Genomic DNA, 14247 nt, shown 5'->3' with positions numbered 1-14247 from the left:
ACAAGTATTCTCATTATGGAGAATACATTCCACGAATAAACAAAATAAAAAGCAAGGAAGTTCTTAAATAAAAAAGCTACCCCTGCCTTGAAAGTGATTAGTAACAGGGGTAGCCTCATTTTAAGGGATTTTTTCAGACATTCATCCTCTTCTTATATCTATGATGATCCCAATTCTTACCCATTAATAATTTTCATAGTTACTAAATTATCATAAATTCCATTTAGACATATCTGCCAATCAAGGTCTTTACAGTCATCATACCTTTCCAGGCCAGCACCTTCCATTTGCCGCAATATAGTAGACATAGGTGCTACCATTCGGTTATCCGGTGCCACCTGTTTCAGTAGGTCAAATGCATTATATGTAACTTGAAACATCAGATCAACTGTATCATATGTCTTTTGTCCAATCTCCTTACCTTGTTCCAGCAGCTCTTTATCTTCCACAAATTCACGAAATGAAACAAACATTTGTGTGAATTGCGTAGCAAACAAACAACAATAATTTTCGTCGTTCAAGTGTTTACTAAGAAAAGGACAAGTGGTATAGATGGCAACAAAAGCTGAAAAAAATGCATTTTGATAGTCTTTCATTGCATCAAACAGTTGAAATTGGAATCCAGTAGCATTGCAGTAAACCACGTATGCGGCTCCTATATCACCATATTCTTTCAAAATATTCTCTGCAATATCAACACTACTGGCAGCATATTCTAATGCTTCATCCACTTTTCCTGTCTGCATGGAAGCATTTGCCATAGCTTGCTGTGTCATAACTTCCGTTGCCCTGTCTCTAACTTCTTCGTAACGTCCCATAATAATTAAATTTTATTGATTAATAAAAAGGTTTCCTGTATTTTTTCCGGATGACCGGTACATGCATACATCGTAATTTGCTCAGTAAGCATAGCCTTCAACATATTGCGAGTATCACGATGAGTTTTGTCTAATTGATAGCAATGGTCGTAGCAGGCAATACAAGATTGCAAAACACGATCAGTATCTTCCAAAGCACACTTTATCCATTGATGCTTACATAAAAGATATACCTCACGGAAAAGAGTAGCCAGATTATACCCGTCTTCGACATTCAACTGAGCAATATCTATATCTTTTATTACTTCATTATCCATAATCTGCCACAATAACTCCGGATAACAAAATTGAGGAATGCCATGTATTATAAAATGATAAATGAAATTCACCCGTTCATTAGAAGGAAGTAAAGCAGCAATGGCCACAAGATCGCCCACTAAAGTAGGACTTATTAATAAATACTGTATACTTACCGAATAGCGTTCTTTTATATTCTTTCCATCATCCGAAATCATCGTCCGCCGAATGCCATCAATGTGGTGTGCTCTCACCAAATAATAAAAAAGCATATCGTTTTTCTTGGGATCATTATCATCCAGGGATAAAAACACATCCGACAAACGGGCAAACAATTCACATTGTATCTTAGGATCTTTCGAGACTAATTCAGAAGAAAGAGAAAAGCTATTGATGCGCCAATTATGGGAAACACGGTCTTCGATAAAAAAGCCGTCCAATATATATACCAATGTATGGAAATCAAGAGGATTCCATTGCTCTGGCATCAACAATTCCAAATCTGATTCACGCAATCCGTTTCCTGAAATTGCAATATAAACAAACATTTGCATCAAATGCTCCGAGACACGAAGATTGTTCATCAAAAAACGGATCGTGAACAAAAACAATTCGCCGTGATTATCAGGTGCATTCAAATACAGCTGATACATATATTGATTGATCTTCTCAATCTCACTACCACTTCCCTCATTTCGGATTCTACGAAAATCATTGGTACATAAATGCGTCAACAATGTCATAATCATTGCCAACCGCAACGGAGAAGTGGGACGACCAGCCAAGCTTTGCTTAATCGCAGAAGGAAGCTCAATCATATATACTCTTTCTTCATTTTCCAAAATAACCCGCAATTCATCTACACCTAGTTCCTGAATGGAAATACATTGCATAGCAGGGTTATACTTTTCCGCCTTTCCTCTAAATTCCGGAGTAACAGTACCGATAAACATCACTTTCTGATTCAACCAGGAAAGATACGCATCATCTTTATTCTGCATTTCAAATAACTGGATTGCATCTAAATAAACACAAACATTTTTACCTTGCAAATTCAATTCATCTACCAAAGCATAAAACTGATCATAAAGTGAAACCAATGTAGTCCTTTTCTCGTTTAGCAAAACCACATCATCGGGAACGGGGCTTCCCAAATGTTGCGCCAAAAGAAGAATCCATCGAGTCATAATGGGACGGACAGACATCGAATAAAGAGAGGTTCCCACAAAGGCACTCAGACAGATGACAGAAGAATCGTTGCTAAAATGCTGGTATAACTGAGACAATAAAATGGTCTTCCCTGTTCCTTCCAAACCAGAAAGAAGCACCTGTCCTCTCTGTGACAAGATATCCAATGCTTCTTGAAAAGCTAATCGTTTTACTCTTTGGTATGTGTTCTTTTTATGCAGGTACTCCGCATTCTGTTCTTCTTGAAAATACCACGTATCTGCATCTATCTGTTCGGAAACAATCTCCTTATCCACCTCACAGGAAAGTTTTTCAAACAATAAATCAGCAAAAGAATTCAAACCATCAAAATGTCCTTCACGGACATTCCATTGCAAAGTATAACTAATGCAGGCTTGTTCGTCTTTTTGCTTACATAAGTTGACAATGCGTTCTTTCAAATCCTGCAACTTGTTTTTATAATTTAATCGCACGGGCACAGGCAAAACAGCATTCACTTCGTCACAATATGCGGACTTAATTTCAGGTGGCATCAGATCATAAGAAGAAATATCCCGCATGAAAAAAAGACTATGATTCATATACTCGCCTTTATTCCCAATAGCCCCATACAGAATCTCCATTTCCGTAACACTACAACCATCACTATTTTGAAGTAAAGGCCTTTGTTCTTCAGAAAGTCGTGACACTATATATTCCCATTTATCATGGTCCGGTACCCAGCCATATCTTTCTCCTAATAATCCAATGAAAAAAGGACGGGCATTATCTATATTAGCCAGACAAACGTCCAAAACCCTGTTTTCCCGTTCTTCTTCATCTTGAATATCGGCCGTATTGATACCAACACGTAAATCAACGGTCTGAAATTGAATAAACTTATCCTGATATGCTCTATTTAATCGCTTAACGACATCTAATTTGATTATATCACGCTCTTCATCCATATCTTTGAATGTACTGCTTATAAAAATAATATAATGTCGCCATTGCTTTTTCATAATAATCAGACTATTTAATCAACAAGAAATAGAGATGTTTGTGTTGTAATGATTATAAATCAATAAATACGATCATCACACTAAAAGCAAAGGTATCCTTTTTTCTTATATAATCAACATATTATGCAACATAATAAATGAACAAACTTACAAAAATGACAGGCTAAAAAGAGAGGCTTTCATGTTTTAGAGAGGCTTATAACAAAAAAAGCCGCTTTCGGTAAACCGAAAGCGACTTCTATATTTATTCAGCGAAAGCCGGAATTACATCATTCCGCCCATGCCTCCCATTCCGGGAGCACCCATCGGCATTTCTGGCTTATCTTCCTTCTTTTCTACGATTACACATTCAGTAGTCAGGAACATACCAGCGATAGAAGCAGCATTTTCCAAAGCTACACGAGCAACCTTAGCAGGGTCTACTACACCGGCAGCGTGCAAGTTTTCGTAAATATCCAGACGAGCGTTATAACCAAAGTCACCTTTGCCTTCACGTACTTTCTGAACAACTACCGCACCTTCTTTACCAGCGTTAGCAACGATCTGACGAAGCGGCTCTTCGATGGCACGTTTGATGATTTCAACACCAGTTGTTTCGTCGGCATTGTCACCCTTCATATTTTCAATAGCGTCAATTGCACGGATGTAAGCTACGCCACCACCCGGGATGATACCTTCTTCGATAGCAGCACGAGTTGCACGCAAAGCATCGTCCACACGGTCTTTCTTTTCTTTCATTTCTACTTCTGAAGCAGCACCTACATAGAGAACAGCCACACCACCTGACAATTTAGCCAGACGTTCCTGCAATTTCTCACGGTCATAGTCAGACTTAGTTGCCACAATCTGTGCTTTGATCTGTTCGCAACGTTCCTTGATGCTGTCTTTGTTACCTGCACCGTTTACAACAGTTGTATAGTCTTTAGTAACTGTAACTTTGTCAGCAGTACCCAACATTTCGATGGTAGCCTGTTCCAGTTTCAAACCTTTTTCTTCGCTGATAACAACACCACCTGTCAGGATAGCGATATCTTCCAGCATTTCTTTACGACGGTCACCGAAGCCCGGAGCTTTCACAGCACAGATCTTCAATTGAGAACGCAGACGGTTTACTACCAGTGTAGTCAATGCTTCGCTATCTACATCTTCTGCAATTACCAACAGAGGACGACCAGTCTGTACAGCCGGTTCGAGGATAGGCAAGAAATCTTTCAGGTTAGAAATCTTCTTGTCATAGATCAGGATGTAAGGTTTCTCCATCTCACATTCCATCTTTTCCGTATTTGTCACGAAGTAAGCTGACAAATAACCACGGTCGAACTGCATACCTTCTACTACACCGATAGTAGTATCTGTTCCTTTTGCTTCTTCGATAGTGATAACACCGTCTTTAGAAACTTTACGCATAGCATCAGCAATCAATTTACCGATTACCGGATCATTGTTTGCAGATACAGTGGCAACCTGTTCGATCTTGTCATAGTTGTCACCTACAGTTTCAGCCTGATCCTTGATTGATTCTACCACTTTGGCAACAGCCTTGTCGATACCACGTTTGATATCCATCGGGCTAGCACCGGCAGTTACGTTCTTCAAACCTTCAGCTACGATAGCCTGTGCAAGAACGGTTGCAGTAGTTGTACCGTCACCGGCATCGTCACCTGTTTTAGAAGCAACTTCTTTTACCAACTGTGCACCAGTATTCTGGTAAGCATCTGACAATTCGATTTCTTTTGCTACTGTCACACCATCTTTTGTGATGTGCGGAGCACCGAATTTCTTCTCGATGATAACGTTACGTCCTTTCGGGCCCAGAGTTACTTTTACTGCATTTGCCAAAGCATCGACACCTTTTTTCAATTGGTCACGGGCATCGATATTGAATAATATTTCTTTTGCCATTTCTCTATTTACTATTTAAAGTTTTACATCCTATTATTAATTAACCCAAAACAGCGAGAACATCGCTCTGACGCATAATCAGATATTTAGTACCTTCAACGTCAAGTTCTGTTCCGGCATATTTACCATAAAGAACTGTATCGCCTACTTTCAATACCATTTCTTCGTCTTTCGTACCGTGACCTACTGCCACAACTTCACCCTTCAAAGGTTTTTCTTTTGCTGTATCAGGGATAATGATACCACCAATTGTTTTTTCTTCTGCAGGTGCAGGGAGGATAAGCACTCTGTCTGCTAATGGTTTAATGTTCATAGTTACTTGTTATATTTTAGTTATACATTTAATAGTAGATGTTACCCGCCATTTTTCAGGCGGAACGCTAAAGTCATTGCGAAAAGCGTGCCAAAGTAAATAAATGATTCTTTGTCAGAAATTGACTGACAAAATGACTGACAACTTGCATTGTATGGCAAAAAAGTATATTTGTCTCCCACTTTTTAAACAAAACAAAAGGATTATTCCTTATAATGACGTATATTCGTAAACGAACCATCAAATGCACTGTATAAATAATATGAATAGAATAGCATCCGGCCTCATCATCGCCTCTTGCGTTTTCTACTCCTGCACTTCGCGTTCAGGAGAGATTCCTCCTGTACACGAACAACAGACAGACTCGCTGGCACAGGATACACTCACCCAACCCGAAGTTAAACCTGTTGATAAAAAACTCACAGCAGAACAGATACAAATCACCAAAGATTTATTGTACGATCAATATACATTGGATGATATCTATCCTTATAAAGACACTACCCGGCAGTTTCAATGGGATAAAATCAAAGAACAACTGGCCTTGCTCGAAAATATACAGTTGCAACCTTCCACTTGGGCTATTCTCCAGAATTACAAAAACAGGAATGGAGAAGCACCACTTGTGAGGAGTTTCAAAAGAAATGCTTATGGACGAGTGGCAGATACGCTCGGCATAGAACGTTATCAATCCGTCCCACTTTATCTGCTGACTGACACATTGGTACCCGAACGTTACGGCCAGGATGGAGAACTGACCCGTTTCATCGAAGATGGAGAAAAATTTATTAAAGCAGAACCGATGTTTACCGGAGATGAGTGGATGATTCCTAAAAAGTATGTCAAAGTAATCGGAGATACGATTGTGTTTAACAAAGCTGTTTTTGTAGACCGTCACAATCAGAATATCGCTTCTCTCGAACGTAGCGGAGAAGGTCAATGGCTGGTTCGCAGTATGAATCCTTCCACTACGGGACGTCATTTGCCACCGTATGCACAGGAAACTCCGTTAGGTATGTTTGTATTACAGGAAAAGAAAGTGAAGATGGTATTCTTAAAAGACGGTTCGAAAGAAACAGGAGGTTATGCACCTTATGCCAGCCGTTTCACAGATGGGGCCTATATCCACGGAGTACCGGTCAATGCTCCCCGCAAGACGCAGATAGAATATAGTCCGTCGTTGGGTACGACACCGCGTTCACACATGTGTGTACGAAATGCGACTTCACATGCCAAGTTTATCTATGACTGGGCACCCGTAAATGAAACTATTATTTTTGTTTTGGAATAGCGCTGAACAAACCTGTATCGCCATTTCTTGATTCTTATTATCTATTTTACGGAATATGGTTAGAAAACTTATTCTCTATAAGGAGAAAACTTGCTTTCCTCTTGAAGAAAAGTTACTTTCCCTTTACTTCAATCTATAAACGCAAGTTGCATTTATAAAAACAAAGCTTGCAATTATAAAAATGGAACCTTCATTTATATAATCAAAAGTTGCAATTATAGTTTGCCCTATAACCTTACTAAGTTTTCTTCCCATGCAAAAGAAGTTTGCATAGGACGAAAAGAAACTTTTCTATACGTACTTGAGAGGCCAAATAAAAAAGGTCCGAACTCTTCAGTCCAGACCTCCTAATTAGAAAAAGGGATTTATTCATCCCGTATTATCTCATATCAGTTATATGTGAAACTCACTTTTATTTTTCCCTGGTCTCACTCAACCCATACTTTGCCCTTGTTATATTCTGAATGATCTCTCTCTGTACACTTTCCAAGGCACTTATTTCTTTTTGTAATAACTCCAAGGCAGAACCTTTCTGCAATAAATAAGACCGTTCAGTATATTTTATATAAGAAGTCGGAATCTCCTGCTTCTTTTCTTTATAATAGGCAATCGCATATCGCAAAGCTTCCGATCTATATTTGCAGACAGCCTTTCGTTCGGCATAGTACAAATCTTTATAAGCATTCTCTTCACTTCTCAACTTTTTCCAGAATGCAGAAAAGGCTGTGGATACAGCATCTTTCTCTTCCTTGGTTACCGCCTCTTTCTGCTTCTTCACCAGATCTTTATATTCCTTGTATGTATTTAAAAACTTATCCAGTTCCTCTTTACTGGCTTTATGTTCCAGACGATAAGTCTCCAAAGAAGCAGGATGCTCATATTCGACAACCTGTTGCAGATAAGGCAAATCGTTCCAACTTATATATTTATTGTTTGCTTCACAGTAATCTGCATAAGCTGCTGCAAGCTGCCAACTATATTCTTTTGTCTTTTGACTCAATTCCTCGTTGATGGCGGACAAATTCTTTTCCATCTCTTTCAAGTCCTGTGCCGATGCCGTTTGCATACTCCCCCATCCGGAGAGAAACAAACAAAAAATACTCCATAAAACCGTTTTCATAATAAAATGATTTAAATTTCCTCCAAAGTTATTATTTCTCTACAGAATTCCAAACACTATTACAGATTTGCGATATATTTCCATAATGGAGCAGCATTCAGCGCTTGCATAATTTCGTTCTTATCGAGCAGGCTTCTCACTTCTTCCAATGTGAGCAGATGTACAGTGATATCTTCAGTAGCTTCCAGATGCTGATGGTCTATCAGTTCCACGTCTGTGGCAAGAAAACAGTAAGTCAGATTGGTATGAGTGCTCGGATTAGCGGAAATCACCATATACTCTTGCCAGTTTCCTTTTCCGTAGCCCGTTTCTTCCCACAATTCACGCTGGGCGGACACCAACGGCGAAGCATCTTCCTTCTCGCAAACACCGGCACACAGTTCATAACAAGTTCGTTCGATTCCCGGACGGTACTGGCGGACAAAAACGAATTTACCATCTTTGGTAATAGCAATGGTATTTACCCAGTCGGGATACTCAAGGATATAATATTCGGGGATATGGTTACCATTGGGAAGTAGCATATCTTCGCAGCGCACAGTCAGCCATGGACGGCGAAATAGATATTTGCTACTCACCGTTTTCCAGGCTTTATTCTTTTCTTCCATAAGGTCTAATTTTTCTTCCGGCAAAAATACGAATTTCCCCCGGATTATCCTACCTTTCGGTTGCTTGTTTTCATTCGTCTGCGTCGATGCAAGTGATCTCTATCTCATGTATCTGCTGCAGGTATTTTTTGGTAGAACTTACCAAAGAACTTCCCATGTAGAATAAAAACATCAGGCTGATAATAACCATCAATGCACCAATCATAGCAAAACGACTGCGCTGTTCAAAAATACTGCTATTCATAACTCTGCCTCCTCTTATTTTTTGTCCACTACAAAGATAACACGCGAAGGCTACAAAAAAGTGACAAGAATGTTTCAAAAAACTTAAATATTGAAATTCTGTTCGTATCTTTGCACCAACTAACTAACAACCTTTTTATTACAATATGGCATTTACGAATAATATTATGATTGTCCGGCATAAATTGCTGGCGGACCTTGTTAGACTCTGGAAAAACGACGAATTAGTGGAAAAGATAGACCGGCTTCCGATTGAGTTGAGTCCACGAAAATCGAAACCCCTAGGACGGTGTTGCGTACATAAAGAACGCGCAGTGTGGAGATACAAGACTTTTCCACTGATGGGACTGGATATGACTGACGAACACGACGAAGTTACCCCGCTTTCCGAATATGCACGATTGGCATTGAGCCGCCCCGAACCGGAGAAGGAAAATATCATGTGCGTCATCGACGAGGCCTGTTCTTCCTGCGTACAGATTAATTATGAAATAACCAACCTTTGTCGCGGATGTGTGGCACGTAGCTGCTACATGAACTGCCCGAAGGATGCAATACGTTTCAAGAAAAACGGCCAGGCAATGATTGACCATGATGCGTGTGTCAGTTGTGGTATTTGTCACAAAAGTTGTCCTTACCACGCTATTGTATACATTCCCGTGCCTTGTGAAGAATCTTGTCCGGTAAAGGCTATTAGCAAAGATGAACACGGCATAGAGCACATTGATGAAAGCAAATGTATCTATTGCGGAAAATGCATGAATGCTTGTCCGTTCGGTGCTATCTTCGAAATTTCGCAAACATTCGATGTATTGCAACGGATCAAGAAAGGAGAAAAGATGGTTGCCATCATTGCTCCGTCTATTTTGGGACAGTTTAAGACTTCTATCGGACAAGTGTACGGTGCTTTCAAGGAAATAGGATTTGCCGATGTGATCGAAGTGGCCGAAGGTGCCATGTCAACCACTAGCAATGAAGCCCACGAATTATTGGAAAAGCTGGAAGAGGGACAGAAGTTTATGACTACTTCCTGTTGTCCTTCTTATATCGAATTGGTAGAGAAACATATTCCGGATATGAAACCTTATGTTTCTACCACCGGATCACCGATGTACTACGCTGCACGGATTGCCAAAGAGAAGCATCCGGATGCTAAGATTGTATTTGTCGGTCCTTGTGTGGCAAAACGAAAAGAAGTACGCCGCGATGAAGCTGTGGATTATATCCTGACGTTCGAAGAAATCGGTTCGATTCTCGACGGGTTGGGTATTCAGCTGGAACAAATGCAGGAGTTCTCCGTATTGCATACTTCCGTTCGCGAAGCACACGGATTTGCACAGGCAGGTGGTGTGATGGGAGCTGTCAAAGCTTATTTGAAAGAAGAAGCGGAGAAAATCAATGCGATACAAGTGTCGGACATCAATAAAAAGAATATCGCTCTGCTGCGTGCCTGCGCCAAAACAGGAAAGGCTGCCGGACAATTTATTGAAGTGATGGCATGCGAAGGAGGATGTATCACCGGACCGAGTACGCATAACGACATTGTTTCGGGACGTCGCCAACTGGCACAAGAGCTGCTCAAACGGAAAGAGAGCTATGAAACAATGGATCGATAAACTACGACAGGAAAGAACACTGACACCGGAAGAGTTCCGGCAACTGTTGACCGGATGTGACGCAGAAATTCTGCGTTACATCAATAAACAGGCGCAGGAAGTCGCACTCCTCCACTTCGGAAATAAGATTTATATCCGCGGACTGATTGAAATCAGTAACTGCTGCCGGAACAACTGTTATTACTGTGGTATCCGAAAAGGGAATCCGAATATCGAACGTTACCGGTTAAGCCGGGAGAGTATACTGAACTGTTGCAAACAGGGTTATGAACTGGGATTCCGCACCTTTGTATTACAAGGAGGAGAAGATCCTGCACTAACAGACGATCAGATAGAAATGACTGTTGCCCGTATCAGACAGGAGTATCCGGATTGTGCTATTACACTGTCGCTCGGTGAAAAATCACGTGAGGCATACGAACGTTTCTTCCGTGCCGGAGCCAACCGTTATCTGTTACGTCACGAAACTTATAATGAGCCGCATTACCGGCAACTGCATCCGGCGGAAATGTCCGGCAAACAACGTCTGCAATGTTTAGCAGATTTGAAAGAGATCGGTTATCAGACAGGAACTGGAATTATGGTCGGCAGTCCGGGACAAACAGTAGAGCATATTATTGAGGATCTATTGTTTATAGAAAAGCTCCGCCCGGAAATGATTGGCATCGGACCTTTCCTGCCGCATCATGACACACCTTTTGCGGGACATCCCAACGGAACGGTGGAACAGACCATTCTTCTATTATCCATCTTCCGCCTGATGCATCCGGCCGCATTGATTCCGGCAACAACAGCTCTTGCCACTCTCATTCCTGATGGCAGGGAACGAGGTATTTTAGCAGGTGCGAATGTGGTTATGCCTAACTTGTCTCCTCGGGAGGAACGGAAAAAATATGAATTATATAATGACAAAGCTTCACTCGGAGCGGAATCTGCCGAAGGGCTGGCTGCCTTACAAAAACAGTTGAATGCCATCGGCTACGAGATTTCCACTGAAAGAGGCGACTTTAAGTGCACCACAGACTGCACAGATTCACAAAGATTTATTTCGGATTAAATCTTAATCTGTGATATTTGTGCAACCCGTGGTGAAAAAACAGAGAATATATGATATACCAAAAAGATTCATCAAAAGCAGAAGAGTTTATCCATCATGAAGAGATTCTGGATACACTGGAATACGCGCAGAACAATAAGGATAACCGTGTCCTGATTGAACAACTGATTGAAAAAGCTGCTCTGTGCAAGGGACTAACGCACCGGGAAGCGGCTATTCTGCTGGAATGTAACCAACCTGACCTGATAGAACGTATCTTTCATCTCGCCAAAGAAATCAAACAGAAGTTTTATGGCAACCGTATCGTCATGTTCGCACCGCTTTATTTGTCGAACTATTGCGTAAATGGTTGCGTATATTGTCCGTATCATGCTAAAAATAAGACGATTGCACGCAAGAAACTGACGCAGGAGGAAATTCGCCGGGAAGTGATTGCTTTGCAGGACATGGGACATAAGCGGCTCGCTCTTGAAGCAGGGGAGCATCCGTCACTAAATCCGATAGAATATATTCTGGAATCTATTCAGACGATTTACAGTATCAAACATAAAAACGGAGCTATCCGCCGCGTAAACGTAAATATCGCAGCCACTACAGTAGAAAATTATCGCCGATTAAAAGAGGCAGGTATCGGTACGTATATCTTATTCCAGGAGACTTATCACAAGGACAACTACGAAGCGCTTCATCCCACCGGCCCGAAAAGTAATTACGCCTATCACACCGAAGCGATGGACCGTGCCATGGAAGGGGGAATCGATGATGTAGGTATTGGTGTGCTTTTCGGTTTGAATACTTATCGGTATGATTTTATCGGATTGTTAATGCATGCCGAACATCTGGAAGCTAAATTTGGTGTAGGTCCTCATACAATCAGTGTGCCGCGTATCTGTTCGGCGGATGACATTAATGCGGGAGATTTTCCGAATTCAATCTCTGATGAGATATTCAGTAAGATTGTAGCTGTTATCCGAATTGCCGTTCCTTATACGGGAATGATTATTTCCACACGTGAATCACAAGAATCACGTAAAAAGGTGCTCGAATTGGGTATCTCACAAATCAGCGGCGGCTCACGTACCAGTGTGGGCGGATATGCTGAAACGGAATTACCCGATCATAATTCCGCACAATTTGACGTAAGCGATACCCGGACATTGGACGAGGTGGTCAATTGGTTGCTAGAACTCGGATATATTCCCAGCTTCTGTACTGCCTGTTACCGGGAAGGACGGACAGGTGACCGTTTCATGTCATTAGTGAAATCCGGTCAGATAGCTAACTGTTGCGGCCCCAATGCACTGATGACCCTGAAAGAGTATCTGGAAGATTATGCTTCCGAAGATACCCGTCAGAAAGGATTGAAATTGATTCTAAAAGAGACAGACCGAATCCCCAACCCCAAAATCAGGGAAATAGCTATCCGAAACCTCAAATCCATAGCCGCAGGGCAAAGAGATTTTAGATTTTAAATAATACGCCAATGTGCTGATATGTCGATGCGCCAATTGGCTGTACATGAATTAACAGATTGATAAATTAGTAATTATGAGCTTAACAGATACTCCAAATGCAAGCAGACTTCATATAGCCCTTTTCGGTAGACGAAACAGTGGTAAATCTTCTCTTATCAATGCATTGACAGGACAAGATACCGCCCTCGTTTCAGATACTCCGGGAACGACTACCGACCTTGTATCCAAAGCTATGGAAATTCAAGGTATTGGTCCGTGTTTGCTTATAGATACTCCGGGGTTCGATGATGAGGGAGAACTGGGAGAGCTGCGTATCAGCCGGACTTTAAAAGCTATTGAGAAAACGGATATTGCATTGCTACTATGTGGAGATACTACCTTTTCTCATGAAAAAGAGATGCTGGCACTATTGAAAGAGAAGAACATCCCTGTCATTCCGGTATTGAATAAAATAGATATAAGAGAGAACAGCGATAGCTTAGCTACATACATTGAGGAAGAATGTAAAATACGCCCATTACTTATCAGCGCCAAAGAAAAGACAGGAATTGAACAGATCCGGCAAGCCATTCTCGAAAAGCTGCCTTCGGATTTCGGTCAACAGAGTATCACTGGAGAGCTTGTTACAGAAAACGACCTTGTACTTCTGGTTATGCCACAGGATATTCAGGCTCCCAAAGGCAGACTAATTCTGCCCCAAGTGCAGACTATCCGTGAATTGTTGGACAAGAAATGTCTCGTAGTGACTTGTACTACTGACAAGTTTCCGGCAACCCTGCAAGCTCTTGCCCGTCCTCCAAAATTAATCATCACCGATTCACAGGTCTTCAAAACGATTTATGAACAGAAGCCAGAGGAAAGTGAACTAACCTCTTTCTCTGTGCTTTTCGCAGGATATAAGGGTGATATTCATTATTATGTAGAAAGTGCAGCTGCCATTGAAAGACTGACGGAATCGTCACGTGTACTAATAGCGGAAGCTTGTACGCACGCTCCCCTTTCCGAAGATATAGGAAGAGTGAAACTTCCCCATTTGTTACGGAAACGAATTGGAGAGAATCTGCAAATTGATATGGTAGCCGGAACCGACTTTCCACAAGACCTGACTCCTTATTCGCTGGTAATCCATTGCGGAGCATGTATGTTCAATCGTAAATACGTACTTAGCCGCATCGAACGTGTGCGGGAGCAACACATTCCTATGACGAATTATGGAGTAGCGATTGCTTTCCTCAATGGAATACTAGATCAAATAAAGTATTAAATCCCGGTCAAAAAGAAAGAGTCCGGTGCAATACCGAACTCTCGCAATATACAG

General features: G+C 41.2%; 12 protein-coding genes. 5 read left to right on the top strand and 7 right to left on the bottom strand.

What is annotated here, in order from left to right; all coding sequences use genetic code 11:
- Positions 1–176: 176 nt before the first annotated feature.
- The 4 genes from DXB58_RS21620 to DXB58_RS21605 form a co-directional block, all read right to left on the bottom strand.
- Positions 177–818, bottom strand: coding sequence for a hypothetical protein (locus DXB58_RS21620; RefSeq protein WP_122138227.1), 642 nt, complete (start codon positions 816–818; stop codon positions 177–179).
- A gap of 5 nt (positions 819–823) precedes the next feature.
- Positions 824–3304 (bottom strand): DUF4062 domain-containing protein, encoded by a 2481-nt coding sequence (locus tag DXB58_RS21615; RefSeq protein ID WP_122138226.1) that lies wholly within the window; start codon positions 3302–3304, stop codon positions 824–826.
- Between the two features lie 264 nt (positions 3305–3568).
- A complete protein-coding gene (gene groL, locus DXB58_RS21610; RefSeq protein WP_117935976.1) occupies positions 3569–5206 on the bottom strand; it encodes a chaperonin GroEL in 1638 nt (545 codons plus the stop codon).
- A 40-nt stretch (positions 5207–5246) separates the two neighbouring features.
- Complete coding sequence (locus DXB58_RS21605; protein WP_004314007.1) at positions 5247–5519, bottom strand: co-chaperone GroES; 273 nt, start codon at positions 5517–5519, stop codon at positions 5247–5249.
- A 244-nt stretch (positions 5520–5763) separates the two neighbouring features.
- On the opposite strand from DXB58_RS21605, the gene DXB58_RS21600 reads away from it, so the two are divergent.
- Positions 5764–6810, top strand: coding sequence for a L,D-transpeptidase (locus DXB58_RS21600; protein ID WP_117935978.1), 1047 nt, complete (start codon positions 5764–5766; stop codon positions 6808–6810).
- 412 nt (positions 6811–7222) lie between these two features.
- Here the strand turns inward: DXB58_RS21600 and DXB58_RS21595 are convergent, their stop codons facing one another.
- From DXB58_RS21595 to DXB58_RS27990, 3 genes are all read right to left on the bottom strand, one after another.
- Positions 7223–7930 carry a DUF5039 family protein gene (locus DXB58_RS21595; protein WP_117935980.1) on the bottom strand — a complete coding sequence of 236 codons (708 nt, stop codon included), beginning with the start codon at positions 7928–7930 and terminating at the stop codon, positions 7223–7225.
- A 59-nt stretch (positions 7931–7989) separates the two neighbouring features.
- Complete coding sequence (locus DXB58_RS21590) at positions 7990–8538, bottom strand: NUDIX hydrolase (protein WP_022199825.1); 549 nt, start codon at positions 8536–8538, stop codon at positions 7990–7992.
- A gap of 70 nt (positions 8539–8608) precedes the next feature.
- Entirely contained in the window at positions 8609–8782 is a 174-nt protein-coding gene (locus DXB58_RS27990) for a hypothetical protein (RefSeq protein ID WP_175486882.1), read from the bottom strand.
- 145 nt (positions 8783–8927) lie between these two features.
- Between DXB58_RS27990 and DXB58_RS21585 the strand changes: the two genes are divergently transcribed.
- The 4 genes from DXB58_RS21585 to hydF all read left to right on the top strand — a co-directional run bounded on the left by DXB58_RS21585 (position 8928) and on the right by hydF (position 14193).
- Positions 8928–10397: a 4Fe-4S dicluster domain-containing protein gene (locus DXB58_RS21585; RefSeq protein ID WP_117935982.1), complete on the top strand. Its 1470-nt coding sequence runs from the start codon at positions 8928–8930 to the stop codon at positions 10395–10397.
- On the top strand, positions 10378–11454 hold the full coding sequence (gene hydE / locus DXB58_RS21580; RefSeq protein ID WP_117935984.1) for a [FeFe] hydrogenase H-cluster radical SAM maturase HydE: 1077 nt from the start codon (positions 10378–10380) through the stop codon (positions 11452–11454). Before DXB58_RS21585 ends, hydE begins: the two co-directional genes overlap by 20 nt.
- Positions 11455–11504: 50 nt before the next feature.
- Positions 11505–12926 carry a [FeFe] hydrogenase H-cluster radical SAM maturase HydG gene (gene hydG / locus DXB58_RS21575; RefSeq protein WP_199488003.1) on the top strand — a complete coding sequence of 474 codons (1422 nt, stop codon included), beginning with the start codon at positions 11505–11507 and terminating at the stop codon, positions 12924–12926.
- A gap of 76 nt (positions 12927–13002) precedes the next feature.
- On the top strand, positions 13003–14193 hold the full coding sequence (gene hydF / locus DXB58_RS21570; protein WP_117935986.1) for a [FeFe] hydrogenase H-cluster maturation GTPase HydF: 1191 nt from the start codon (positions 13003–13005) through the stop codon (positions 14191–14193).
- The last annotated feature ends 54 nt before the right edge of the window (positions 14194–14247 follow it).

The organism is Bacteroides sp. OM05-10AA, from assembly GCF_003439055.1.
Lineage (GTDB): Bacteria > Bacteroidota > Bacteroidia > Bacteroidales > Bacteroidaceae > Bacteroides > Bacteroides intestinigallinarum.
The sequence above is the reverse complement of the archived record's forward strand: the minus strand, read 5'-3'. Positions and strand labels throughout refer to the sequence as shown.

Excerpts from the sequence above, each read along its gene's own strand:
- groL (WP_117935976.1), bottom strand. The coding sequence starts at position 5,206 with ATGGCAAAAGAAATATTATTCAATATCGATGCCCGTGACCAATTGAAA.
- DXB58_RS21590 (WP_022199825.1), bottom strand. The coding sequence starts at position 8,538 with ATGGAAGAAAAGAATAAAGCCTGGAAAACGGTGAGTAGCAAATATCTA.
- hydE (WP_117935984.1), top strand. The coding sequence starts at position 10,378 with ATGAAACAATGGATCGATAAACTACGACAGGAAAGAACACTGACACCG.
- DXB58_RS21605 (WP_004314007.1), bottom strand. The coding sequence starts at position 5,519 with ATGAACATTAAACCATTAGCAGACAGAGTGCTTATCCTCCCTGCACCT.
- DXB58_RS21600 (WP_117935978.1), top strand. The coding sequence starts at position 5,764 with ATGCACTGTATAAATAATATGAATAGAATAGCATCCGGCCTCATCATC.
- DXB58_RS21585 (WP_117935982.1), top strand. The coding sequence starts at position 8,928 with ATGGCATTTACGAATAATATTATGATTGTCCGGCATAAATTGCTGGCG.
- hydF (WP_117935986.1), top strand. The coding sequence starts at position 13,003 with ATGAGCTTAACAGATACTCCAAATGCAAGCAGACTTCATATAGCCCTT.
- hydG (WP_199488003.1), top strand. The coding sequence starts at position 11,505 with ATGATATACCAAAAAGATTCATCAAAAGCAGAAGAGTTTATCCATCAT.
- DXB58_RS21620 (WP_122138227.1), bottom strand. The coding sequence starts at position 818 with ATGGGACGTTACGAAGAAGTTAGAGACAGGGCAACGGAAGTTATGACA.
- DXB58_RS27990 (WP_175486882.1), bottom strand. The coding sequence starts at position 8,782 with ATGAATAGCAGTATTTTTGAACAGCGCAGTCGTTTTGCTATGATTGGT.
- DXB58_RS21595 (WP_117935980.1), bottom strand. The coding sequence starts at position 7,930 with ATGAAAACGGTTTTATGGAGTATTTTTTGTTTGTTTCTCTCCGGATGG.
- DXB58_RS21615 (WP_122138226.1), bottom strand. The coding sequence starts at position 3,304 with ATGAAAAAGCAATGGCGACATTATATTATTTTTATAAGCAGTACATTC.